This window comes from Anoxynatronum sibiricum (assembly GCF_039414295.1).
In the GTDB taxonomy this organism is placed as follows: Bacteria; Bacillota; Clostridia; order Peptostreptococcales; family Tindalliaceae; genus Anoxynatronum; species Anoxynatronum sibiricum.
This window is the reverse complement of the sequence record NZ_JBCITM010000009.1, coordinates 130134-153369: the sequence shown is the minus strand read 5'-3', so window position 1 is coordinate 153369 and position 23236 is coordinate 130134. Positions and strand designations below refer to the sequence as shown.

Sequence of the window (23236 nt, the reverse complement as noted above, 5' to 3'; positions counted from 1 at the left end):
GAGCGGCTCAGACTGTATACAAAATAAGATGAAGACAAGGGACTTGGTAAAGGACAGCCTTGGAAATCTTGTCAAAACAACCAAGACTTGAATCAGCTGGCCGGGCCAAAGCCCTTTGTCTTCAATCTCAGCCGCCCCTTTTACAGGAGCGGCTTTACTGTTGAAAGGTTGATTCACTATTCCATGCACACGATCAACTGCATGATATTAGCAGGTGTCGCCTTCCATGCCCACATAACCGGCTTTGGCCAGCAACTGGGCAGCCTGAGCCACCCTTTCTTCTGCCACCATCACCACAGGGCCGGTGCAGCCCATGCCGCTTTCGGCATAGATACCGGCTTTCCAAAGCACCAGCACGGCATCTTCAATATCCATGACTTCGATGCCGGAAATGCTGCCAGTGACAATTTCTTTGGGGGGTGCCGTGATTTTTTCTTCGGTGGCTTCGGTTTTTTTCGTTTCGGCGGTGAGGCCTGCCAGAATGTCATCCAGGCCGGCTTTTTTGGCCTTGGCAAGTTCATCCTTCATCACCTGTATCAGGTTCCCCTTCACCAGTGAAGCTGCGTACTGGATGGCATTGGCCACCACAGGGGTGCCGGAAGCTCTTGAAAGGATGAGAATGATGCGTTTCTGGTCTTCTCCAATGCCGGGGCCATAACCGTCACCCATGGCTTCGTAGCTGCCCCCGGTGGTATAGGAGGAGAAGACTTTCATCATGATGTTCCCAGTGAGGGTGTCGGTGACCATCACATCGGCAGACCCGGTCAACAGGTCGTTGCCCCGCATGATGCTGCCCCCGTCTGATCGCACTGACTCAGAGAAGTTCAGGTCATAGCCGTTACTTTTAAGGGTTTTCAGAGCCCGCTCCACCTGCTTGGCTCCGTCAAGGTTCAATACCCCCAAAGTGGGGTTTTCAATGCCCATGGCTTTGGCGGTGATGATGCCGTAGAGGGCATTCTTCACCATGGCTGCCACCCGGTGGGTGGCAGCGGTGCCGGTGGTGGTGGCCACAAACATTTCCCGACCAAAACCGGGGGTAACAACACGTCCCACGGTGGATACACCGATGGGGAAGTTATAATGCATGGTGACGCAGGCCTGAATGCTGCCTTCATCCAGCAGTTTTTCCATGACTTTGTGCATGTCGGCTTCATCGTTGACTTCAACGGTTTCCAGGGTGGTATCCACCTTTGGGCCGATGAGCACCACTTCCAGGCCGGGGGATCGGCGTACGGCAGCCTCGGCTCCCTTTACCAGATGAATGGGTTCCAGCTCGCTGCCCAGGGTGGTGAGGCCTACCCGTACCTTGGGGCCAAACTCTTCCCGGTCCAGTGCCTCTGCGAAGGAGAGAAGGGTGCGGCCGACTTCCTGCTTAATGGCTGTACGATCTGTCATCGTTAACACTCCTATTCCTTCATCAGTTGAGCGGCCAGTTCTTTCATGGCTTCGACGATCATTTCCTTGATTTCGTTTTTGGAGACGCCGTTGCCGGGAGCTTCCACCTCGCCGGAGTTGCGTTCCAGCACCACTGAAACACCATCGAAGAGATTGGTCATACGGGCCAGGAAGAGGCTTCCCTTGCCAACGATCATCGTCTTGTTCAGGCCGCCGGTGGTCAGGTCTTGCTGAGCATAACCCACATAGGGGATACCAGAAGGGATGTGCCCCTGGGTGGGTGCCCAGCCGGGCATGCCGTGCTTGGTCACGAAGGTGGCCAGTTCTGCCCGTTCCAGATCACCCCGCTTCACACCCAAAGCGCCGATCATTTTGTAGTTGGCTTCCGGCACATCGCCGGCGCCGGCAGGCTTGGTGATATCCGGGTTTTGCATTTCAACGGAATACTTGTCGATGTCGGTGATCTTCAGACCGCTTTTGTCCAGCGGAGCTGTGATGAGGCTGGTGATCACCGCCTGGGGTGAAGAACCGGTGCCCACGGTGTGACGACCGATGAGATCGGTACGAATCACCGGGTTCACGCCGTCGTTCTGGGAAACCAGTACGGCAAAACCGCCCACCACGTCTTCCAACAGGGGCATGTCTTTTTTAACGTGGTCTTTTCCGTTCATGCCCAGTTTGGCTGTGGCACCACCGGCCACCACGACAACGTTCTCATAAACACCTGCCTTTACAAGGGCAGCAGCTTCAATCAGTGCGTGGGTGGGTGCGGCGCAGAAGGCACGCAGGTCAGAACCCGTGGCGTTGACAGCGCCCACCACTTCGGCAATGGCTTTGGCGAAGTTGCCGCCGCCCCGCTGGTTCATGTCACCGCAGGCTTCTTCTGAGCATTCGATCACATAATCGATGCTGTTCACATCCAGGCCGGTTTTATCCACCAAGTGTTTCATGGCCAGCACGCCGGATGCCTTGGATACCAGGTTTTCGAAAATAATGTGGGCTGTCAGGCTGACATCCACGTCATGGGCCCGCTTCACGCAGCCCACCAGGTGGCCTTCGTGGAAGAGGGGGTCGGCATGGTGATCCTTAATGAACCGCTCCACATCTTCCTGGGTGTCGCCATTGCCCATTTTTGCCACATCATCTTTGAAAAGGGGATGGGCTTCCAGCTTTTCCTTTGCTTTTTTCAAAAAGCCTTCTTCAAGACTGACCAGATCAAAAGCATCAGAAATTTTCATCAGGCCATAGAACTCATCCTGGGGCATGATTTCACCGAAGGTACCCACTCGCTGGGCGTTCTCCAGGCCGTTTTGGAACCAGGGTGTGGGAACGTTCCGCAGTTCTTCCGGATGCAGGTTACCAATGTAGGTCTGGTTGGGGGCGTAGGCCACCACATCGTCGTAGGATCGGGTATGGTCATTAAGAGACTTCAGGTAATCGGAGTCTGGGTGTGCAGCTCGTTCAAGACTCTGGGTGGTGCCATGGTGATGCATGATATCCGGTGTATGAACCAGCACATAGCCGGTTCCTTTGATGACAGGAAAACTCAATTTGTCCACCTCCATTTTCTTCAAAAAAAAGGGTGATGGTTGCCATCACCCTTGTTGTGTGTCACTGCCTGTGAAGCCTGTGACTAGTACTTGCAGAACTCGCTTCGAATGTTGTTCATTTCTTCGACGATGCCGTCAACATCCAGCACCATTTCCATCATGCCAATTTGCTCATCATACACGTCGGGATTGACAGCGTCCTTAAATTCAGGTTCTACTGCGTGGTATACCTTGAGTCCCAACTGGACTCCAGCCAACGGACCTGCGAATGTGGGATCCCCATTGGTAACGGTTTCGGCAGCCAGACCGGCAGATTCTGCTTCGGCGGCTCCCAGGAGAATTAACATGTTCTCCGCTCCGTATTTTTCAGTCAGGGTTTTCACACGATTCTGGTTTTCCAGGTCCATGGCACCGGCGGCGGTTCAGACGAAGCATTCAGTGGAAGAGAAGACCACTTCAGCGCCGGTGTCTTTCAGGCATTCCACCATTGCTGGTGCGGGAATACCATCACGGTCACCAATAATGATGACTTTTTTGCCATCTAAAAAACTCATTATGACCATCCTTTCTTTTTTTAGTTTGATTGTTGCTATGCATCAATCCCGATGAGGATTGGCGTTGCTGTTACAGGGCATGATCCTGAATCATTTTTTCAATGCTGGTTTTGGTGGCTTCCTCCTTGGTGACCTCGGCCACCTTGGCGCCATCTTTGTAAAGGGTGATGGTGGGCAGTCCCAATACCTTCTGAGAAATGGCCAGTCGCCGGGCGCCGGTGGTGTTCAGCTTGGTGAACTTCACTTTGTCACCGTAGGTTTCAGCCAGTGCTTCGATGTCCGGCAACAGTGCTTTGCAGGGCTCGCAGCCGTCACTCCAGTAGTCCACCAGTACAAAACCTTCTGCTTCCAGTACTTCCGCCTGGAAAGTATCCTTATCGAGTGCTAACATGGTTTCACCTCCTCCATTGAATCACATTGTTTCACCTGTTTTGTTGTTTCTTAGAATCTGGTGCATTTCATGACGGTAAAGGGTCCCATAAAGCTTCATTTTGATGACACTATTCCTTAAAGGCGTGGGTAATGTATTTCTCTGCTTCAACGGCGGCAATGGCACCGTCTGCAGCGGCAGTGATCACCTGGCGCAGGGTTTTCACCCGAATATCGCCGGCGGCGAAAACGCCTTCTGCATTGGTGTTCATCTGTGAATCAGTGATGATGTAGCCGGCTTCATCGGTGTTGATGCAGCCCTTGAAGACCTGGCTCACAGGGTCGTAACCCACGAACACGAAAATGCCAAAGGTGCCGTCTTCTTCATCAGCGTGAATTTCAGTGGTTTCGCCGGTCACCCGGTTATGGAAAACAGCGGATTCAACGATGCCATCTCCTTTAATATCCACGATCACACTGTTCCACATAAATTCGATTTTGGGATTATTGAAAGCCATCTCCTGAATGGATTTGGCAGCCCTGAGCTCTTCCCGGCGATGGACAATGGTGACTTTTTTAGCAAATTTGGTGAGGTAAATAGCTTCCTCAACAGCGGTGTCGCCGCCTCCCACCACGAACACTTCCAAATCCTGGAAGAAATCGGCATCACAGGTGGCACAGTAGGATACGCCTTTGCCGGTGAGTTCCACTTCTCCAGGGCAGCCAATCACCCGGGGGGTGGCACCAGTGGCAATGATGATGCTTTTGCTGTGATAAGTGCCTTTTTCACCTTTAATGATCTTGACCTTACCTGTGAAGTCAACCGACACGGCGATGTCTTTCACCCGTTCGGCACCGAATTCATCAGCCTGCTCCACCATACGGGCGGTGAGGGTGGGACCGGTGGCATCGTGAATGGAACCGGGATAGTTGGCCACTTCGCTGGTGATGGCAATCTGACCACCCACCTTTGTGCCTTCCAGCACAAGGGTCTTCATCTTGGCGCGGCCGGCATAGAGAGCTGCCGAAAGACCGGCTGGGCCGGCGCCGATGATGACCACATCATACACATTTTCCATGAATTTGCCTCCTTACAAGGGTTTCTGATGACGGAAAACAGCCGTGCATTGAATCTTTTGATGCCATTATAGCATAGGGCAATAGAGGTGTAAACACAATCACGAAATAATCGTGATTAATTTATCAAAATCTTTTGGATTGATTTGCAGAAAGGGCAAGCACACAGCATCAAACTGTTGGCATGCTGCATTGGAACGCCTCTTTCAGATGGCTGTTTCCCGCCGATAATGCTCTATTTCCATGTTACCCAAAGAATCACGCGATTCACGCAAAGATGTGTGATTCCATCAGATTATTCAATAACTGTTTGAGTTTCAATTTCTGTCTGCAGGGCTTTCATGGCTTTCTCAACCAGCTTGCGCCGCAGGGCTTTTTCTTCCTTGGCATCCACAGCCGGATTACCGAAGGGGTGGGGAATGGCGACTGCCGGAACGATCCGGTTGGCGCCCACTGTCATGGAAATGGGTACCACGGTGCATACATGAACCACAGGAAGGCCAAAACGTTCAATCTCTTTTACCATCGTTGCGCCGCAACGAGTGCAGGTACCTCAGGTGGAGGTGAGAAGAACGGCATCCACACCGGCTTCCTTCAGTTCCTTTCCAATTCTGATACCGAAGGCACGGGAGTTGCCAACGGAGGTGCCGTTTCCAACGGTGCTGTAGAAGAACTCATGAATGTGGCCGATGATGCCTTCCCGCTCCATATCACGGAGTACGTCCAGAGGCATTACCCGATCAGGATCTTCGTTGGCATACACTGGGTCGTAGCCGCCGTGGGCAGTTTCATATGCTTCGGCGGTCAGGTCTTCCACACCTTCGATGGAGTATTTGCCAAACTTGGAAGCGCTGGAGGACTCCACCCGGTCAGGATTGGTTTTGGGAACAATACCGCCGGAGGTTACCAAAGCGATTTTCAGATGACTCAGGTCACCCACAGCATCAGCGGGAGGTACCCGGTCGAAATCGGGCATGGCATACTCAGTCTGATAGTCGTCTCCCTTCAGTTTCGCCAGCAGCATGTTCACAGCCCGACGGGAACCGCGTTCTTCCTTGAAGACGTTGCGGCGAATGCCTCGGGGAATGTAGCCTTCTTCAGCAGGCAGCCCAATGGGTTCGCCATGGAGCAGTTTTTTTGCCAGGCTCACCATTCCGGGGACAGCTTTGCGCATGGTGGCAGCAGAGTTGCCGGTTTCCACAATGTAAACAGCTTTGCGGAACAGATCAGCTCCCGGGTTTTCAATGTACATACCGGTGAGGGCAGGAATCTTCAGTTCTTCCTGCACCAGCCAGGCCACTGTGGCGCAGGCCACGCCGTAACGACCGGCGTTGAAAGCAGGGCCGGCCAGAAACAGGTCAGGCTCGAAGGGTTTGATCATTTCAAGAATCTTTTGCTTGGAGATCTCCGGGTTTTCATTAAAATAGGAGTCGCCGCAGACAATGGTGGCGACAATTTCAGCATCTTCACCCAGGGCGGTGTTCAGTGCCATTCCGGGACCGATGACGCCTTCACGCAATTCAGGCGGCATGTCGGCTTTTTCTTCGCCGCCGATGCCGGCAAAAAACTGGTTCACATAATGCACGACTTTCTTCTTTGCCATATTGATCCATCCTTTCCAAAAGGTTTAGTAAGCGTCGGCGGACAAGTGCACAAAGCCGGTTTCGTTGGTGGCGCCAGTAATGGCTTGAATCTCCACTTCAATACTGCCGTCAGAACGAAGACTGCCGTCGAAGCCGCCTGCGCAGGAATCCACATAGGCGGTAGTGCCGATGAGTCGATTCATGGGAGGCAGAACAATCACTTCGTTGGCGTTGCCGTTGGTGATGACTGCATTGGCTTTGGGGTCTGCATCTGCCAGAGACTGGGAAGCGCCGTCACGGCCGGCATATTCGTCGGTGACAATGACGGTTTTAATGCCTTTTTCCTCGATTTTACGGCAGTTCATGATCAGGTCGGTATCCGGGTTTCCAAAACCTTCCTGTGAGACAATGGCACCGTCAAGACCGAGAAATTCAGTGAGTTTGGCTGTCCAGTTGGAGGAACGCTCTTTGTCGGCCAGGGTCACGTTTTCGTTGGTGATGATGACACCCATGAAGTTCAGGGTTTTGCCATGTTCTTCATACAGGTCTTCGATGATGGGATTGTTAAGATGCACATAGGTGGGGTTCTTGTCGCAGGCAGAAACGCAGTTTCCGCTGACAATGGCACCGTCCATGATTTCGGTGGGGTACATGATGGTGGGAACGATTTTTTTGGCATCCACACCATAGACATAGGTGTCATGGAGGAGTCCCTGGGTTTGAAGCATGTACACATAGCCAACCCGGGGCAGTTCAGGGTACAGCTGGGCAGCTTCCCGGGGTGCCAGGGTTTCGTAGGTTTTGACTTCGTCCGGTTCCACGTCTTTCACGGCCTGCCCCAGATAGGCGGCAGCTTTCAGACCAAGGGTGCGCAGGGCGGCTTCGTGATCATGGGACTTGATGCCGGCTTTGGGTTCGGCGGTGATGACCACGTTATGGGTTTTGGAGAAGGGGGTATAATCGGCACCAATGCCTGACATATCGATGATGCCCTCCTGGAAGCCCACCACTTTACCGGCGGTGACCACGGCCACATTTTTCATGGCATGGGTACGGCCGTTTCCAACTGTGTCAACTTTCGACAACATGCCTGGGAAAATACCCCCATGACCTTTCACCTTGACCCGGGGTTCGATGACATCTTTCACCGGGGTGATGCGAACAGACTCTCCGGGATGGGCCAGATCCACCCGGATTTTCCACAGACGCTCGTCGCCGCTGACGGCTTCCAGCAGTTCCGCATGGTCAATGACCAGAATGCGGCCGTCCAGATGGGTGCTTTCTCCAAACTGGACATCTTCAATGAATACCTTGCCAAGTTCAAGTTTCATACTGTTTCTCCCCTTTCTTCATTCCTCTTTCGTTGATGATTCGTGAGACTTTCTTCGTTTTCTGCCTGTTTTCATGCTGTTTCCTGGTGCTTCCTGACAGCTTTCATCACTCTTCCTGCAGTAACTGATCAAGTGTCTGATGCATGGTGGGTTGCTGCTGAATCACTGTTTCAACTAAACCGTAATCCACCAGCTGCAGGTCGGGCAGATGCTCATCCCGGTAGGTGCGCAATGAATTGAGACCGCCTGTCTTTCCTTTAAAAGCGTTGAGCAATGCCATGGCCTGCTCCAGCACACTGAGTGACGGATGATGCAAGTCGGTGGCCTCATCAGAGAGAAAGATGGTTCGGTAAGGGGTTTCATAGGGTTTCACACTCCCTGCAAGGGGGTGTGTGAGAAGCCGGTGACCCCGGTGTACCCGGTTGCGAACGGCCACAATCACATCTTCATAGCCGCCATCCACCCACAGAAGGTTCATTTCTTCAGGCAAACGTTCTCGTACCAGGGGATTATTGGTGACGACCATCATGGCACTCCCTCCTTTAACATCAGTCATCAGCTATTCAACCATCCAGCCATTCATTCACACCACCACATTGCGTCCTGAGCAGCCATCATTCAACCCCTTGTCAAAAAAACGGGAACACAAAAAAACAGAGTCAATCATGAACACAGCTGTCATGTTGATCTCTGTTGTGGGACCTGAGAGGTTCTTCCTGGCGATGCTGCTGCCAGGACTTGCTCCTTCGGTGCTTGCGCTTTCCAGAGCGCTGTCGATATACGGTCCTTTTGCCTGAGAAATTCACTAACTCTTTTATGAAGTTAGCTTTTACCTTCGGCGGCCCTGAACGGACTCTCTCCCGCATACGTCATCCAGCTTTTGATGAAGTTGTTAACCAGGTAAGGTTGAATGATGTCTTTTCGTTATCATTATATTATGTTTTTCTATGAAAGACAATAGCAAATAAAACAATTTGTCAAAAAAATATCAAAAGAAGCCAACATAAAGTAAATAGCCAGATGAAGCTGTTGACAGGAGACGGTTACTGGTCGAGGGTATCTGCGCAGTGATTGAATACTTTCATGGCCATGCGAATGTACTTCAGTGTGCGCCGGGTGGCTTCCTTGGGGGTGTACTCCACCCGTTCGGTGAGAAGATGCTGCAGCATGCTTTCATAAATGAGCAGGGTCATTTCGTTCAGTTCTTCCAAATCGTCTTCTTTTAAATAGCCTTCCCTGACGCAGTTTTGGAGCAGGGCCAGGTTGCGAAGCGTCAGATCCTGGTTCAACAGCATGGGCTCCAGTTCTTCCGGCAGATCTTCCAGTTCTTCGGGGAAGAGGGCGTAGTACTCCTGCATCATGTCTCGCAGGGGTTGGTTGAACTGCTTGAAAAAGAGGGTGTGATAAACCCGTGGATCCTGGAAGGAATGGTAGCAGAAGAACTCCCAGATGAGAAAATACTTTTTCAGCGCATTATCAGCGTCCTTAATGAAATCACTGAGATGAATCACATAAATTTTAAAGTGCTTGAGCAATGCAAAAAAGATGAGGTGGTCCAGGTTGTCGAAATAATTATACAGGGTGGCACTGTTATACCCGGCGATGTCGGCGACCTTTCGGATAGTGACGGCATCGATGCCTTCCTCGTCAATGATTTGGGTGGCGGCTTCAATGAAATAGCTCATGATGCGGCGTTTCTGTATCGTTTTTTTATCAGGTCGAATCACATTATTCACCACGTTTTCATTTAGTGTGCGTTTCTTGTTCAGTGTTGATTCATTATATCAACAGATTCTGCAAGAAGCAAGAAAGAGAGAGAAAGGGATAATCATGATGTTCCGATAAAAAATCAAGAAATGAGAAGTTCTCGAAAACTTGCGGGAAGAATAAGAAGCAGCTGTTTGCAAGTGATGAAAGAAATCGACGGAAAAATTTGTAAAAATAATCAAGATTATCCAATAAACGTATTTACAAAATCAATACGGTTATGATATTCTTTTATCAAAGTGAGAAACGAAACGTTTTCACGGAAGGAAGGAGTGTCAAGTCAATGAAACTGGAATTGGGACATTTTTACGTCAAGGACATTGTTTTTGGCAGTGAAACCCGGTTTGCAGACGGGGTGCTGACCATTAACAAGGAAGAAGCGCTGGAAATGGTGCGGGAAGATGAGCGGATCACAGAAGCAGACCTGGTGATTGTGAAGCCTGGCGACATGGTGCGCATTGTTCCGGTGAAAGAAGCCATCGAGCCCCGTTACCGGGTGGGCGGCGGGCCTGTGTTTCCCGGTGTCACCGGCGATCTGATGCAGGCTGGCAACGGCCGCACCCTGGCACTGAAAAACATGAGTGTGCTGGCAGTGGGCAAACACTGGGGCGGTTTTCAGGACGGACTGATTGACATGGGGGGCGAAGGTGCCAAATACAGCTACTTCTCCCAGTTGATGAATGTCTGCCTGGTGGCTGATACCAATGAAGTGCTTGAACAGCGGGAGCAGCAGAAGAAAAACCGTGCCCTGCGGTGGGCTGGCATGAAACTGGCGGAATACCTGGGTAAAACCGTGGCTGACCAGACCCCTGAAGAAGTGGAAACTTTTGAGTTGGCACCGGTAACCAAACGCACGGAGGGCGAGAACCAACTGCCCAAGGTGGTGATGGTGCTTCAACCCCAGTCACAAATGGAAGAACTGGGCTACAACGATCTGGTGTATGGCTGGGATGCCAATCGGATGCTGCCCACCTTCATGCATCCCAATGAAGTGCTGGACGGCTGCATCATTTCCGGCTCCTTCATGCCCTGCTCCTCCAAATGGGCCACTTATGACTTCCAGAATTACCCCATGATCAAACGCCTTTATCAGGAACATGGCAAAACCATCAACTTTTTGGGTGTGATCATGTCCAACCTGAATGTGGCACTGGAACAAAAAGAACGGGCCATGCTCTTTGTGGCTTCCATGGCCAAGAATCTGGGAGCCGATGCGGCGGTTGTGGCTGAAGAAGGCTACGGCAACCCGGATGCCGACTACACCGGCTGCCTGGTGGCTCTGGAAAAAGCCGGCATCAAAACCGTAGGCCTGTCCAATGAGTGCACCGGCCGCGACGGCGCGTCACAGCCCCTGGTTTCCATGGATGCCCTGGCCACTGCCATGGTTTCCACAGGCAATGTGTCAGAGCTTATTGAGCTGCCCCCCATGCCAGTGGTCATTGGCGAACTGGAATCCCTGGCCCGTGACGGTCTCTCCGGCGGCTGGGATAACGACGCCATTCTGGGAGCTTCGGTACGGGAAGACGGATCCATTATCATGGAAAACAACGCCATGTTCTGCGGTGACCAGATTGTTGGCTGGTCCACCAAGACAATGGTTGAGTATTAGGAGGTGTGTCAACAGTGAAAAAAGCGATTTTATACCTGAATCAGTTTTTCGGCCAGGTGGGCGGCGAAGACATGGCCGACCACACTCCTGAAATCCGGGAAGGCCTTGTGGGGCCTGCCATGGAGCTGGACAAACAGCTGGGTGATGACATTCAAGTCACCCATACCATTATCTGCGGCGATAACTTCATGGGTTCCCGTCAGGAAGAAGCCATTGACATGATCAAGGATTTCCTGAAAGATAAAGAAGTAGACTTTTTCTTTGCCGGTCCGGCCTTTCGTGCCGGGCGTTACGGGGCAGCCTGCGGTCATGCAGGACGTGCCGTGCAGCAAATGTTTCCCGACGCTGTGGTGATTACCTCCATGGATGAAGAAAATCCCGGCGTAGAAATGTTCCGTAAAGACATGTTCATTTTCAGAGGTGGTGCCAGTGCGGCTGCCATGAGAAATGACCTGAAGGCCATGGCACAGTTTGCCCAAAAGCTGGCCCGGGGAGAAGAAATCACTTCAGCCAAAGAAGAAGGCTATTTTGGACGGGGTAAACGGAAGCAGTACTTCCTCAACCCGCCGGTGCCTGCCACTGAGCGTGTCATTGACATGTTGCTGAAGAAGATCAATGGGGAGCCTTATGAAACAGAACTGCCGGTGCCAATCACCGACCTGGTTCCCGTGGCATCACCGGTTGCTCCTGACAAGCTGTCGGAAGCCACCATTGCCATTGTCACCTCCGGCGGCATTGTGCCTGTCGGCAACCCCGACCGCATCCAGTCGGCCTCTGCCACCAAGTGGGGCAAGTATGATGTTTCCGGCATGGACGATCTGAAGGCTGGCGAATACCAGACCATTCACGCAGGCTTTGACCCCATGGCGGCCAATGCCGACCCGGATGTCATTGTTCCCCTGGACGCCATGCGCCAGTATGAAAAAGAAGGCAAAATCAAGAAAATGTTCCATTATTTCTACTCCACTGTGGGCACCGGCACCACCCAAAAAGAAGCGGCCCGTATGGGGCGTGAAATTGCGGCAGAACTGAAGGAGTCCGGCGTTGACGGCGTGCTCCTTGTAGCCACCTGAGGCACTTGTACTCGTTGCGGTGCAACGATGCTAAGAGAAATTGAAAAAGCAGGCATTCCCATTGTGCTCATGGCCAACCTGATTCCCGTTGCCAAGAGTGTGGGCGTGAATAAAATGGTTCCCACCATCTCCATTCCCTATCCCCTGGGAGACCCTGCCACACCAAAAGAAGAGCAGTACAAACTCCGTTACCACCGGGTGGGCGTCGCCCTGGACGCTTTAACCGCTGAAATCAGCGAGCCAACCCTTTTTAAAACCAAGATTTAAACCAGCGGGGTGTTGCTCCCTGGCCATTGACTGCGGCAGCGGCTGAACCCAGCATTAACCCGCTGCCGGGTCAATGTACTTCTGATTAACGGCTCGGTTGAATCTGTGTGTAAAGGAGTGTCTGCTCAATGAACGGTAAAAAAGGTTCCAACGACGTCTTCATTATTTCCCTTGTCATTTCACTGGCCATTGTGGCCTGGGGTATTTTTGCCCCCGGCAATTTCGGAAACGTGGCCAACGGCACGTTTAACTTCCTGGTGAACAATTTCAGCTGGCTGTACATGATTTCCATGTTTGTCTTTGTGCTCTTCAGTGTGTACCTGGCCTTCAGTAAATATGGGGCCATCAAACTGGGGCCGGATGATTCCAAACCTGAATTTTCAACAGCTTCCTGGTTTGCCATGCTCTTTGGTGCCGGTATGGGCATCGGCCTGGTTTTCTGGGGAGCGGCAGAGCCTCTGAATCATTTCATTTCTCCCATCGGGGTAGAAGCGGGAACCTCTGAGGCAGCTAACTTTGCCATGCGCATTTCCTTCCTTCACTGGGGATTCCATCCCTGGGCCAACTATGCGGTGCTGGCCATGGCACTGGGATATTTCCAGTACCGAAAAGGTGCGCCAGGGCTCATCAGCAGCATCTTCACCCCCCTCATTGGCGAAAAGGGTGTGCAGGGTCCCATTGGCAAAACCATTGATATTCTGGCCATCTTTGCCACTGTGGCAGGCGTGGCCACCTCTCTCGGGCTGGGAGCCATGCAGATTAACGGCGGACTGAACTTCATGTTTGGCATTCCCAACACCCTGACGGTTCAAATCATCATCGTGGCCGTGGTGACGGTGATTTTTATCTGGACAGCCGTGGCTGGAATTGAAAAAGGCATTGCCCTGTTGGGGGACATTAACCTGAAGGCCGCCATCCTCATGTTGGTGCTGGCCATCATTGTCGGACCAACCGTGGCCATCATCAACACCCTGGTGGGCGGCTTTGGCCGGTACCTCAGCGGATTTCTCAACGACAGCTTTTTCTTGAATCCCTTTGGCGATAACACCTGGATCGGTTGGTGGACTGTCTTTTACTGGGCTTGGTGGATTGCCTGGGCACCGTTTGTCGGCACTTTTATTGCCCGGATTTCCAAGGGCCGTACCATCCGTGAATTTGTTCTCGGTGTCATCGTGGCACCGGCCCTGGGCTCCTTTGTCTGGTTTGCTGTGTTTGGCGGCATGGGTCTGAATCTGGGACTGGAAATTGCCACAGAAGCAGCAGCAGTGACAGAAACCGCCCTCTTTGTGGTGCTGAGCAACTACCCCTTGGGAACCATCGTTTCACTGGTGGCCACCTTCCTGCTGGGTACCTTCTTTATCACCTCCGCCAACTCTGCCACCTTTGTACTGGGTATGTTCAGCTCCGGTGGAGATCTAAACCCCTCCAACAGCAAGAAAATTCTCTGGGGGCTGGTGATGTCGGGTGTAGCTGTGTCCCTTATGGTAGCCGGCGGTCTGGCAACCCTGCAAATTGCCTCCATTGCAGCGGCCTTCCCCTTCTGCTTTGTGATGCTGGCGGCCTGCTATTCCATGCTGAAAGCCCTAAAGGAAGATGACCTCATGGTGACAGGAGCACCGGTCATTTCGGAACCGGAAAAAGTGATGGCTAAAGGTGAGCCTCAAACAGCAGAATAGCTGTAAGGCAGAAAAGCATCAATGAGTTTGATTTGAACCAGCCTGTTCAAACTCACATGATTATTACCGTCTGCACCAGCTGTGCAGTTGACGACTGCAGCTGTGCAGTGAAGTGTGAATGAAACGTTGAGAACATCGAATCGCTTTGACCACAAATCGCTTCGTTGATGCGTGAGCAATGAACGCCACATCAAAATTATTTAAATGCAAGCACCCATTTCTGGCTGTGAATCCAGAGGTGGGTGTTTCTTCGATTAGGGAGTGGGGTTAACGGGTAGTTAGTCATTGAATACTTCACATGAAGCACACCGAAAGATACGAAAAACATGAATAGGAGCGTTTTTCCATGGCAGACCGCAATGTAGGAACCATCAAATCCATACGAGGCAGTGTGATTGAAGTCGTTTTTAAAGACCGTCTGCCAGGCATGAACGATCAACTGGTAACTGGTGACAACCAGGAGATCATCATGGAGGTAAATGCCTACGTGAATGACGTCACCGTGAAAGCCATTGCCCTTACTTTTACCGCCGGCATCTCCCGGGGAGACGAGGTGATCGACACCGGGGGGCCTGTCACTGTACCCGTCGGCACAGAAACCCTGGGAAAAATGTTTGACTTGTTTGGAAACCGGCTGGATGGAGACGACACCATGGGTGCTGAGGTTCCCCGTCGATCCATTCATCAGAAACCGGTGCCCTTTTCCAAACGGGTTCCTTCAGATGAACTGTTTCTCACCGGAATCAAGGTGATTGACCTGTTGACCCCCCTGGCCAAAGGCGGCAAAGCCGGTCTTTTTGGCGGGGCAGGCGTGGGCAAAACCGTTCTTATTACGGAATTGATCAACAATACAGCTAAAAAAACAAAAGGGTACAGTGTTTTTTGCGGTATCGGCGAGCGTTCCCGGGAAGCGGAAGAGTTGTACCGGGAAATGATCGATGCCGGCGTCTACGAAAACGCAGTGCTTATTTTCGGGCAGATGAACGAACCCCCCGGTGCTCGTTTCCGGGTGGGTCATGCAGCGCTGACCATGGCTGAATACCTGCGGGATGAAGAAAAAAAGGATATTCTCCTGCTCATTGACAATATTTTCCGGTTTGTTCAGGCGGGGTCTGAAGTGTCAGGTCTCATGGGCAAAATGCCATCACGGGTGGGGTACCAGCCCACGTTGGCCACTGAACTGGCGGAACTCCAGGAGCGAATTTCAAGCACTCGCTCCGGGTCCATCACCTCCATTCAGGCGGTGTATGTGCCGGCAGATGATTTCACCGACCCCTCGGCCACCCACACCTTTTCCCATCTCTCCGCTTCGGTGGTGCTGTCGCGGAAACGGGCCAGTGAAGGGTTGTACCCGGCCATCAGTCCCCTTGAATCATCTTCCACCATGCTGAGCAAGTCCATTGTGGGAGAACGGCATTACCTCATTGCACAGGAAATCAAACGGACCCTGGCTTCCTATGAAGACCTGAAAGACATCATCGCCATGCTGGGCATCGAAGAATTGTCTCAGGAGGACCGAAACATTGTGAATCGGGCCAGGTTGTTGGAACGCTTTTTAACACAGCCCTTTTTTACCACTGAGCAGTTTACCGGCATGAAGGGAAAACTGGTGGAACTGGAAGAGACCCTGACGGGCTGCGAAAAGATTCTCAATGATGAATACAGCGACTATGTTGAAAGTGATTTTTACATGATTGGCACCATTGATGAGGCAGATGAAAAACGAAGGGAGCGGACAAAAGGCCATGAACATTAAGCTGGTGCTGCCCTATCGTACGCTGTTGGACCAGCCGGTGGATAAAATCACTGCCCCTGGAACCGAAGGCGGTTTCCAGGTGTTACCCAAACACATTGATGTGGTGTGGAGTCTGCAGCCTGGCATCTTGACGTTAACGAAAAACAACCAGGATGAGTACTACGCCATTCAACAGGGAACCTTGGTGAAGGAAGGGGACGCGGTGGTGGTGTCCACTTTTCAGGCCGTTAAAGGCGATTCCCTGGAAAAACTGCATGAGTCTTTGGCAGAAAATTATCAGAAGCAGGATGAAAGGGAAAAGAAGGCTCGCGAAGTGCTGGTTAAACTGGAAACCGATACCATCAGACGTTTTATGGAAATCGAATCATAAAGAGGTGTCTCTTTGGACAAGAAAAAGCGCTCTCCAGAAGAACAAATGAAGCACAGGATCCAGTTGGATGCGGCGAAGAAAATAAAAGCCAAAACGGAAAAAGACGACATCATGTTTGGCTTGGGCGTGTTCGGTATTGTGGGCTGGTCCATTGCCATTCCCACCCTGATGGGGATTGCAGCAGGTGTATACCTTGACAACCGCTATCCCACCGGGTTTTCCTGGACACTCACCCTGTTGTTCGCCGGTATTTTGTTGGGTTGTTTCAATGCCTGGCACTGGGTGAAGCAAAAAAGTGAGGAAGAGTAAAAGCGTATGCAACGCAAGAGGAGTATGCAGCGCAAGAGGAGTATGTAGAGCAAAAAGAGTATGGAGAGTAAGAGGAGGCGGATGAATTGATCCTGGGTTTTTTAGGCGGTATGGGACTGGGCCTGGTTTTTTTTGGCGGCCTCTACTGGAGTGTGAATCAACTGCCAACGGCGAAACATCCAGGCTTTCTGATGGTGGCCAGTATGTTGGTGCGTATGGCGATTCTGTTGACTGGCCTTTATTTTCTCATGGCAGGGGACATTAAGAACCTGTTGGCGGCGGTGGCGGGGGTTATGCTGGTGAAGTTTATGATGATTGCCAAAGTGCGGCAGAATTCCCCTGCACCAACCGAAAGGGAGTGATGTAATGAACCTTGATCCCAGCGATATTGTTTATTTTCAGTGGCGGTTTGTGACCATCTCAGCCACGCTGGTGTTTACCTGGATCACCATGGGTGTATTGGCGGTGGGGTCCTACCTGATTACCCGCAATGTGAAGCCTGGCCCGGAAATCAGCCAGGGGCAAAACATCCTGGAAGCCCTGATCATAACCATCAAAAAACAGATCTATGAAGTGAGCCGCCAGGACCCTGGGCCGTACCTGCCTTTTATTGGTACCCTGTTCATCTTTATTCTGGCAGCCAACATTCTGTCGGTGGTGCCGGGGTTCGTCGCTCCCACCGGTTCCCTCAATACCACCATCGCCCTGGCATTGTGCGTCTTTTTGGCGGTTCCCACATTCGGAATTGCCAGCCAGGGGATTAAAGGGTACCTGAAGGAATACATTAAGCCAACGGTGATCATGCTTCCTTTTAACATCATCAGTGAAATCACCCGCACCCTGTCCCTGGCCATTCGCCTGTACGGCAATGTGATGAGTGCCAGCATTATCGCGGTCATTCTGCTGGGGGTTATTCCCCTGTTCTTCCCCGTGGTCATGCAGGTACTGGGGCTGCTTACCGGGGTGATACAAGCCTATATATTTGCCATCCTGGCCATTGTCTACATTGGTTCTGCCACAAAAAAGAAAAAAGGGAAAAAACAGGTCGACAGCGAACAATAAACAGCGATTAATAGAAGCGAACAATAAACAGCGATTAATAGCAGCGAACAATAAACGAGGAGGTTGTCGAATGGATTCTGTGAGTGTCATCGGAATGACGTCAATTGTGATCGCCGGAATGACCATTGCCATTGGTTCAATTGCACCCGCTTTAGGACAGGGAAAAGCCGTTGCCCAGGCACTGGCGTCAATTGCCCAGCAGCCAGATGAAGCCAATACCATTTCAAGAACACTTTTTGTAGGCCTTGCCATGATTGAATCAACTGCCATTTACTGCTTTGTGGTTTCAATGATTTTACTTTTCGCCAATCCATTCTGGAATTTAATAACAGGGTAGGCCGTTATGAATATTAACTGGTTTGAAATCATCGCCCAAATGATCAACTTTTTCATTCTTCTCTTTCTGTTGCAAAAACTGTTTTATAAACCCGTGATCAAAGCCATGGACGACCGGCAGCAGCGAATCCGGGATAACCAGACAAAATCGGAGGAGAAAATGAAGAAGGCAGATGAATTAATTGAAACCTACAACCACAACTTGGCAGAGTTGGAAAAAGAGAAAGACAGGCAGTTGGAAGCCGCTAAACAACAGGCGCAGGAAAAGAAAGAAGAACTGTTAGCTGTCTACAGGGAAGAAGCGGAACAGAAACGCAGCGATTACAGGAGAGAAGTGGAAGAGGAGCAGGAGCGGTTTATCCAGGACCTGCGGACTTCACTGGGGCATAACGCCGTCAAAATTGCTGAACACATTCTGGGGTCCTTTTCAAAAGAAAAACTCAGTGAAAAAGTGTTCGATTCTTTTATGAAAAAAGTGGCGGCATTGGAAGAGGATATCCTGAGGGAAGATATGGCATCCAAAGAGGAACGGATCATCCTCATCAGTTCAGAAGCACTGTCGGAGCAGCAAAAAGAATCTCTGGAAAAAGTGCTTCAAGAGAAAGTGGGCACCTACAAGGAAATAAGCTACGAAGTGGAAGCGGAACTGATTCAGGGGTATGAGCTGAAACTTGAAACACTGACAGTGCATACCAATGTGCGCAAGTATCTGGAAGAAGCAGAAAAGAACGTTCAGCAACTCATTAAAAAACGGACGGCCTAAACCAGGCTGACGTCTGATTCATTAGACAGGTAAGGTGGTTAACCCATGCTGACAAAACAACTTTCCCTATTGGAAGAAACCATCGACGCAGCTGTGGAACAACAGCTGGGTAAAGAAGATGTGGAAGAAAGCGGTACGGTGGTGTCCATTGATAATGGCATTGCCGTGATTAAAGGACTAAAGGCCGTGAAAAACCAGGAACTTATCAAGTTTCCGGGAGGCACCATGGGAATGGCCTTTAACCTGGATTTTCGCTCTGTTGGTGTGATTCTGCTGGGGGAATACAAGCATATTCAATCGGGCGACAGGGTGACACGAAGTTACCAGGTGGCAGACATTCCCGTGTCACAGGAAGTGTTAGGCCGGGTGATCAGTCCCCTGGGCGAACCCCTGGACGATCTGGGTCCCATTGAAATGGACCGGCGGATGCCCATCGAACGGGAAGCACCGCCCATCATGCACCGGGCGGCGGTGAACAAACCCCTGCAAACAGGTCTGAAGGTGATCGATTCAGTGGTGCCCATCGGCAAAGGCCAGCGGGAGTTGATTCTGGGCGACCGGCAAACCGGGAAAACCGCCATTGCTGTCGACGCTATCATTAACCAGCGCAAGGCAGATGTAATATGTATCTATTGTGCCATTGGTCAGCAAATCACCGCGGTGGCCAAGGTGATTGAGATGTTAAAGGAACATGATGCCATGGACTATACCGTGGTCATGGTGGCCGGTTCAGAATCAGCACCAGGGGTATCTTTCATTGCCCCTTACGCCGCCACATCTCTGGGAGAGTATTTTATGGAAAAGGGAAGAGATGTGCTGATCATTTATGATGACCTGACCCGCCACGCCCGGGCCTACCGGGAACTGTCACTGTTGCTGGAACGGCCCCCCGGTCGGGAAGCTTATCCTGGCGATATCTTTTATATCCATTCCCGGCTGCTGGAACGCTCCACGCACTTAAAACCGGCCTTTGGCGGTGGCAGTCTGACGGCGCTGCCCATCATTGAAACCCAGGCAGAAAACCTGTCCGCTTATATCCCCACCAACCTGATTTCCATTACCGACGGTCAGATTGCCCTTTCTCCCAAACTGTACCAGAAAGGGAACCTGCCGGCAGTGAAAATTGGCACCTCAGTTTCCCGGGTGGGTGGTAAAACCCAGGTACCGGCTTACCGCCAGATCACCAGTGCCCTGAAGCTGACCTATTCCCAGTTTGAAGAACTTGAAACCTTTGCCAGCTTTGGTACCCGGTTGGATGAAAATACCAAGCGAATTCTGGAACGGGGCGCACGAATCCGGGCGGTACTCAACCAGCCCCAATACCAACCCATTGAAGTGACAGAACAGATCGGTATTCTCATGGCGGTCACCTCCGGCACTTTGGACAGTGTGCCGGTGAATAAGATTAGTCAGGCAGAAAAAATCATCCAGTCCCTGGTGCGGGAAGATGAAACCTTTCGCAAGCAGTTGATGGAAGCAGAACGCCTGGATGAACATGTCAAGGAAAGCTTTCTGCAGCGAGTCAGTGACAGGCTGAAAGAGGAGTGGGATGAGGCAGATGGAAAACCTGCAATCGATTAAACGCAGCATCAACTCGGCTGAAAGCCTTCAATCCATCGTTTCCACCATGAAAGCCCACGCATCTTCTGTGATTACACAGTTTCAGAATGCGGCTGCGGCTTCCATGGCTTACCGGCGTGTGTTGGATCGGGCCCTGTACGTCGTCATCACCACCGGCGAAGAAACAAAGCCTCCCCAGCAGAAGGTGAAAGGCAGTGACATCCATGTTATTTTTGGGTCAGACCATGGGTTGGCGGGAAGGTTTAATGAACGCATCGTTGCCTTTGCGCAGGAAAAAATCACGCCGGGAGAGGAAGATGTGGTCCTCGTGGTTGGCCAGCAAGTACTTAACCGACTGGAAGAAGGCTTTAAGGTAGACACGGTGTTACCTGTCCCCCAGACAGAAGAAGGGATCACGTCTATGGTGCAGCGTCTTCTTCTGGCCATTGATGAAATTCGGGAAAGCAAGACCGTTGGCCGCATTTTGCTGCACTACAACAAACCTCAGGAGGTCGCTTCCTTTGTCGAAGAAACCGAACGGCTCTTCCCCATTGACCTGGAAGAGCTGATCAAAAACGATGTGGAATGGGAGTCCAATTCACTGCCCACTTATTTTGTCAGTAAAAAGAACCTGTTTTCTCATTTGATCCACCAGTATTTTTTCATCAGCCTTTACCGGGCTTTTTGTTATTCTCTGGCTTCAGAAAACGCCAGCCGGCTGGCTTCCATGCAGTCAGCTGAAAAAAACATTGATGAACGGCTGGTGGATCTGAATGCCAAGTACCGCCGGCAACGCCAGAACCAGATCACCGAAGAAGTCAATGATGTGATTTCAGGCTTTAAGGCCATTAAGAAATCCAAGGAGCAGGAGGCGGTAAACAGCACATGATAACAGTCATCTTATTGATGGTCATTTACATGGCGTTTATTTCCCTGGGATTGCCCGATGCCGTTTTTGGTGTGGCCTGGCCGCTGATTCGAACCGAATGGGTCATGGATTTAAAGGCAGGCGGTTTGATTGCCACCGTGACAACCATTGGAACCGTGGCAAGCAGTTTGCTCAGCGGCAGACTCATTGCTGCTTTTGGCGAAGGAAAAATTGCTTTTTTCAGCACTTTTCTCACAGCGGCAGCACTCCTGGGGTTCGGCGTGGCACCCCATTACGGATGGATTGTCTTCCTGGCGGTGCCCCTGGGTTTTGGTGCCGGATCTGTTGATACTGCACTAAACCATTTCGTGGCAACGCATTTTAAAGCCCATCACATGAACTGGCTGCATGCCTGTTGGGGTATCGGCGCTACGGCGGGGCCCCTGGTCATGGCTGCCGTACTGATACAAACCGAATCCTGGCGAGCCGGGTTTCGAACCATTGCTTACATTCAGTTTGCACTGGCTGCGGTGTTGCTGGTTTCCCTTCCCCTGTGGCGAAAACATCAGAAAGGCTTGGCATCCCATGAAAAAGAACCTGCAGGTGTGCTAACTGCCAGGGAAGTCTTCAAAACCAAAGGAGCACCAAATGCCATGCTGGTGTTCCTGTTTTACTGTGGCGGGGAGTATGCCATGGGATTGTGGGGTGCCAGCTACCTGTTTCAGTTCCACGGCATCTCCCTTGAACGGGCGGCACAGGTGGTGGCGCTTTATTATGGGGGCATCACTGCCGGTCGTCTGCTGGCAGGGGCGATTTCTTTCAGGCTGAACAACGGGCAATTGATTATAGCAGGGTTCGTCGTGTCGGGCTGTGGTGCGGTGTTGCTGATATCAGGAATCTTGCCCATGCCGGCCTTTCTGCTCATTGGGCTTGGGTTTGCCCCTGTTTTTCCTGCCATGGTACACGAAACACTCACTCGTTTTGGGGCACAGGTTTCCCAAACTCTGATGGGGTATCAGTTTGCCGCAGCTTATGTGGGTGTGGCCACAATTCCGCCTCTGATGGGAATTGCTTTGTCTGGATGGGGAATTCAGCTTTTCCCTTTTTTCATCTTTTTACTGATTTTAGTGCAGTGGAACCGGGTTGCAGCCATTAAATCATGATGAAATCATGCGGGTTAATGGGAATCACCCATCGTTTGTTTCGGCATGAAGTGTGTGAACAGATCTGCGAGTGTCTGGAGTGACATTATTTTGATGGCTCAACTGAAAGGGAGGCAGCTGAATTCATCAGTTGCCTCCCTTTCGATAATTATGGTCAATCATGTGATCACGCGGAATTTCCAGAAGGGTGAAGCTGCTGCATAATCGCTTCGGCAGCCTGTTCCAGGGTAATGCCGTTATCCATGGCTTTGCGTCGCAGGTAGGCATACGCCTCCTGCTCTGCCAGTTGCTTTTGATCCATGAGCAGTCCTTTGGCCCGGTCAACGGTTTTGCGCCCCTCCAGTGAACGTTCCAGTCGGGAAACCTTGTCGGTAAGAGCTGCGATTTTCCGGGCATTCACCATGGCAAAATCCAGAATCTGCGCCATTTGGCGGGACTGCAGGGGCTTGGTGAGATAGGCATATACGTGGCGCTTTTGAATCATGTCTAAAAACTCCGGGGTCACCTGACTGGCGAGATAAAGAACGGTGGAAAGGCCGTCGGTTTCGATGATGCGGCCCAGCTCGGCGGCCGGCATACCCCAGATGCCGGCATCAATGATCACCAGATCAGGCTTGAGTTTTCGGGCAACCCGAAGGGTGTGGGCACCATCGGTGGCCTGAAAGGTCCAGTAGCCCTGTCGGTTCAGCATGTCACAGACTTTTTTTCGGCTGACTTCACTGCTGTCGGCCACCAGAATTTTTTCCCGGTTCATGGCCATCGCCCTCCCTTCCAACTATTATGCTGCTGGTGATAAAA

The 23236-nt window shown here is 51.5% G+C and carries 24 protein-coding genes and 1 riboswitch; of the genes, 14 read left to right on the top strand and 10 right to left on the bottom strand.

Features of this window, described 5'->3' with window-relative positions:
• Nucleotides 1-207 precede the first annotated feature (207 nt).
• The 8 genes from grdD to AAIG11_RS10460 all read right to left on the bottom strand — a co-directional run bounded on the left by grdD (nucleotide 208) and on the right by AAIG11_RS10460 (nucleotide 8388).
• Nucleotides 208-1395 (bottom strand): glycine/sarcosine/betaine reductase complex component C subunit alpha, encoded by a 1188-nt coding sequence (grdD, locus tag AAIG11_RS10495; protein WP_343186203.1) that lies wholly within the window; start codon nucleotides 1393-1395, stop codon nucleotides 208-210.
• Between the two features lie 11 nt (nucleotides 1396-1406).
• Entirely contained in the window at nucleotides 1407-2945 is a 1539-nt protein-coding gene (grdC, locus tag AAIG11_RS10490; RefSeq protein WP_343186216.1) for a glycine/sarcosine/betaine reductase complex component C subunit beta, read from the bottom strand.
• A gap of 83 nt (nucleotides 2946-3028) precedes the next feature.
• Nucleotides 3029-3499, bottom strand: a complete 471-nt coding sequence (gene grdA, locus AAIG11_RS10485; protein ID WP_343186202.1) for a glycine/sarcosine/betaine reductase complex selenoprotein A — start codon at nucleotides 3497-3499, stop codon at nucleotides 3029-3031.
• A 70-nt stretch (nucleotides 3500-3569) separates the two neighbouring features.
• Nucleotides 3570-3890, bottom strand: coding sequence for a thioredoxin TrxA (gene trxA, locus AAIG11_RS10480; RefSeq protein WP_343186201.1), 321 nt, complete (start codon nucleotides 3888-3890; stop codon nucleotides 3570-3572).
• Between the two features lie 109 nt (nucleotides 3891-3999).
• The gene (gene trxB, locus AAIG11_RS10475; protein WP_343186200.1) at nucleotides 4000-4947 is read right to left on the bottom strand and encodes a thioredoxin-disulfide reductase; all 948 of its coding nucleotides are present in this window, start codon (nucleotides 4945-4947) and stop codon (nucleotides 4000-4002) included.
• Between the two features lie 293 nt (nucleotides 4948-5240).
• Entirely contained in the window at nucleotides 5241-6548 is a 1308-nt protein-coding gene (gene grdB, locus AAIG11_RS10470) for a glycine reductase complex selenoprotein B (protein ID WP_343186199.1), read from the bottom strand.
• Between the two features lie 24 nt (nucleotides 6549-6572).
• Complete coding sequence (locus tag AAIG11_RS10465) at nucleotides 6573-7859, bottom strand: glycine/sarcosine/betaine reductase component B subunit (RefSeq protein ID WP_343186198.1); 1287 nt, start codon at nucleotides 7857-7859, stop codon at nucleotides 6573-6575.
• 106 nt (nucleotides 7860-7965) lie between these two features.
• A complete protein-coding gene (locus AAIG11_RS10460; protein ID WP_343186197.1) occupies nucleotides 7966-8388 on the bottom strand; it encodes a GrdX family protein in 423 nt (140 codons plus the stop codon).
• Here AAIG11_RS10460 and AAIG11_RS10455 point away from each other — a divergent pair.
• Nucleotides 8375-8656, top strand: a complete 282-nt coding sequence (locus AAIG11_RS10455) for a hypothetical protein (protein ID WP_343186196.1) — start codon at nucleotides 8375-8377, stop codon at nucleotides 8654-8656. The genes AAIG11_RS10460 and AAIG11_RS10455 overlap by 14 nt on opposite strands.
• Nucleotides 8631-8732, bottom strand: a riboswitch (glycine riboswitch). It overlaps the preceding gene by 26 nt.
• 170 nt (nucleotides 8733-8902) lie before the next feature.
• On the opposite strand, the gene AAIG11_RS10450 is transcribed toward AAIG11_RS10455, so the two are convergent.
• Entirely contained in the window at nucleotides 8903-9544 is a 642-nt protein-coding gene (locus tag AAIG11_RS10450; RefSeq protein ID WP_343186195.1) for a TetR/AcrR family transcriptional regulator, read from the bottom strand.
• Nucleotides 9545-9909: 365 nt separating this feature from the next.
• Here AAIG11_RS10450 and AAIG11_RS10445 point away from each other — a divergent pair, with 365 nt between their 5' ends.
• From AAIG11_RS10445 to AAIG11_RS10385, 13 genes are all read left to right on the top strand, one after another.
• Nucleotides 9910-11235: a glycine/sarcosine/betaine reductase component B subunit gene (locus AAIG11_RS10445; RefSeq protein WP_343186194.1), complete on the top strand. Its 1326-nt coding sequence runs from the start codon at nucleotides 9910-9912 to the stop codon at nucleotides 11233-11235.
• A 14-nt stretch (nucleotides 11236-11249) separates the two neighbouring features.
• Nucleotides 11250-12575, top strand: coding sequence for a glycine/betaine/sarcosine/D-proline family reductase selenoprotein B (locus AAIG11_RS10440; protein ID WP_343186193.1), 1326 nt, complete (start codon nucleotides 11250-11252; stop codon nucleotides 12573-12575).
• A 128-nt stretch (nucleotides 12576-12703) separates the two neighbouring features.
• Nucleotides 12704-14251, top strand: coding sequence for a glycine betaine uptake BCCT transporter (locus AAIG11_RS10435; protein ID WP_343186192.1), 1548 nt, complete (start codon nucleotides 12704-12706; stop codon nucleotides 14249-14251).
• Nucleotides 14252-14597: 346 nt separating this feature from the next.
• Nucleotides 14598-16007: a F0F1 ATP synthase subunit beta gene (gene atpD, locus AAIG11_RS10430; RefSeq protein WP_343186191.1), complete on the top strand. Its 1410-nt coding sequence runs from the start codon at nucleotides 14598-14600 to the stop codon at nucleotides 16005-16007.
• A complete protein-coding gene (locus tag AAIG11_RS10425; RefSeq protein WP_343186190.1) occupies nucleotides 15997-16377 on the top strand; it encodes a hypothetical protein in 381 nt (126 codons plus the stop codon). Before atpD ends, AAIG11_RS10425 begins: the two co-directional genes overlap by 11 nt.
• 12 nt (nucleotides 16378-16389) lie before the next feature.
• Nucleotides 16390-16686, top strand: a complete 297-nt coding sequence (locus AAIG11_RS10420) for an AtpZ/AtpI family protein (RefSeq protein ID WP_343186189.1) — start codon at nucleotides 16390-16392, stop codon at nucleotides 16684-16686.
• A gap of 86 nt (nucleotides 16687-16772) precedes the next feature.
• Entirely contained in the window at nucleotides 16773-17048 is a 276-nt protein-coding gene (locus AAIG11_RS10415; RefSeq protein ID WP_343186188.1) for an N-ATPase subunit AtpR, read from the top strand.
• 4 nt (nucleotides 17049-17052) lie between these two features.
• On the top strand, nucleotides 17053-17748 hold the full coding sequence (locus AAIG11_RS10410; protein WP_343186187.1) for a F0F1 ATP synthase subunit A: 696 nt from the start codon (nucleotides 17053-17055) through the stop codon (nucleotides 17746-17748).
• Between the two features lie 70 nt (nucleotides 17749-17818).
• The gene (locus AAIG11_RS10405; RefSeq protein ID WP_283408848.1) at nucleotides 17819-18085 is read left to right on the top strand and encodes a F0F1 ATP synthase subunit C; all 267 of its coding nucleotides are present in this window, start codon (nucleotides 17819-17821) and stop codon (nucleotides 18083-18085) included.
• Nucleotides 18086-18091: 6 nt separating this feature from the next.
• Complete coding sequence (gene atpF / locus AAIG11_RS10400) at nucleotides 18092-18847, top strand: F0F1 ATP synthase subunit B (protein WP_343186186.1); 756 nt, start codon at nucleotides 18092-18094, stop codon at nucleotides 18845-18847.
• A 45-nt stretch (nucleotides 18848-18892) separates the two neighbouring features.
• Nucleotides 18893-20428, top strand: coding sequence for an alternate F1F0 ATPase, F1 subunit alpha (locus AAIG11_RS10395; protein ID WP_343186185.1), 1536 nt, complete (start codon nucleotides 18893-18895; stop codon nucleotides 20426-20428).
• Nucleotides 20406-21296: a F0F1 ATP synthase subunit gamma gene (locus tag AAIG11_RS10390; RefSeq protein ID WP_343186184.1), complete on the top strand. Its 891-nt coding sequence runs from the start codon at nucleotides 20406-20408 to the stop codon at nucleotides 21294-21296. Before AAIG11_RS10395 ends, AAIG11_RS10390 begins: the two co-directional genes overlap by 23 nt.
• Nucleotides 21293-22438 carry an MFS transporter gene (locus AAIG11_RS10385; protein ID WP_343186183.1) on the top strand — a complete coding sequence of 382 codons (1146 nt, stop codon included), beginning with the start codon at nucleotides 21293-21295 and terminating at the stop codon, nucleotides 22436-22438. The genes AAIG11_RS10390 and AAIG11_RS10385 overlap by 4 nt, the downstream gene beginning before the upstream one ends.
• A gap of 166 nt (nucleotides 22439-22604) precedes the next feature.
• Here AAIG11_RS10385 and AAIG11_RS10380 read toward each other — a convergent pair whose 3' ends face one another.
• Nucleotides 22605-23192: an ANTAR domain-containing response regulator gene (locus AAIG11_RS10380; RefSeq protein ID WP_343186182.1), complete on the bottom strand. Its 588-nt coding sequence runs from the start codon at nucleotides 23190-23192 to the stop codon at nucleotides 22605-22607.
• Between the last annotated feature and the right edge of the window lie 44 nt (nucleotides 23193-23236).

What these genes read in the sequence shown, in the direction of transcription:
- grdD (WP_343186203.1), bottom strand. Translation starts at nt 1,395, where the DNA reads ATGACAGATCGTACAGCCATTAAGCAGGAAGTCGGCCGCACCCTTCTC.
- trxA (WP_343186201.1), bottom strand. Translation starts at nt 3,890, where the DNA reads ATGTTAGCACTCGATAAGGATACTTTCCAGGCGGAAGTACTGGAAGCA.
- trxB (WP_343186200.1), bottom strand. Translation starts at nt 4,947, where the DNA reads ATGGAAAATGTGTATGATGTGGTCATCATCGGCGCCGGCCCAGCCGGT.
- AAIG11_RS10465 (WP_343186198.1), bottom strand. Translation starts at nt 7,859, where the DNA reads ATGAAACTTGAACTTGGCAAGGTATTCATTGAAGATGTCCAGTTTGGA.
- AAIG11_RS10460 (WP_343186197.1), bottom strand. Translation starts at nt 8,388, where the DNA reads ATGATGGTCGTCACCAATAATCCCCTGGTACGAGAACGTTTGCCTGAA.
- AAIG11_RS10450 (WP_343186195.1), bottom strand. Translation starts at nt 9,544, where the DNA reads ATGAGCTATTTCATTGAAGCCGCCACCCAAATCATTGACGAGGAAGGC.
- AAIG11_RS10445 (WP_343186194.1), top strand. Translation starts at nt 9,910, where the DNA reads ATGAAACTGGAATTGGGACATTTTTACGTCAAGGACATTGTTTTTGGC.
- AAIG11_RS10435 (WP_343186192.1), top strand. Translation starts at nt 12,704, where the DNA reads ATGAACGGTAAAAAAGGTTCCAACGACGTCTTCATTATTTCCCTTGTC.
- atpD (WP_343186191.1), top strand. Translation starts at nt 14,598, where the DNA reads ATGGCAGACCGCAATGTAGGAACCATCAAATCCATACGAGGCAGTGTG.
- AAIG11_RS10425 (WP_343186190.1), top strand. Translation starts at nt 15,997, where the DNA reads ATGAACATTAAGCTGGTGCTGCCCTATCGTACGCTGTTGGACCAGCCG.
- AAIG11_RS10410 (WP_343186187.1), top strand. Translation starts at nt 17,053, where the DNA reads ATGAACCTTGATCCCAGCGATATTGTTTATTTTCAGTGGCGGTTTGTG.
- AAIG11_RS10405 (WP_283408848.1), top strand. Translation starts at nt 17,819, where the DNA reads ATGGATTCTGTGAGTGTCATCGGAATGACGTCAATTGTGATCGCCGGA.
- atpF (WP_343186186.1), top strand. Translation starts at nt 18,092, where the DNA reads ATGAATATTAACTGGTTTGAAATCATCGCCCAAATGATCAACTTTTTC.
- AAIG11_RS10395 (WP_343186185.1), top strand. Translation starts at nt 18,893, where the DNA reads ATGCTGACAAAACAACTTTCCCTATTGGAAGAAACCATCGACGCAGCT.
- AAIG11_RS10390 (WP_343186184.1), top strand. Translation starts at nt 20,406, where the DNA reads ATGGAAAACCTGCAATCGATTAAACGCAGCATCAACTCGGCTGAAAGC.
- AAIG11_RS10385 (WP_343186183.1), top strand. Translation starts at nt 21,293, where the DNA reads ATGATAACAGTCATCTTATTGATGGTCATTTACATGGCGTTTATTTCC.
- AAIG11_RS10380 (WP_343186182.1), bottom strand. Translation starts at nt 23,192, where the DNA reads ATGAACCGGGAAAAAATTCTGGTGGCCGACAGCAGTGAAGTCAGCCGA.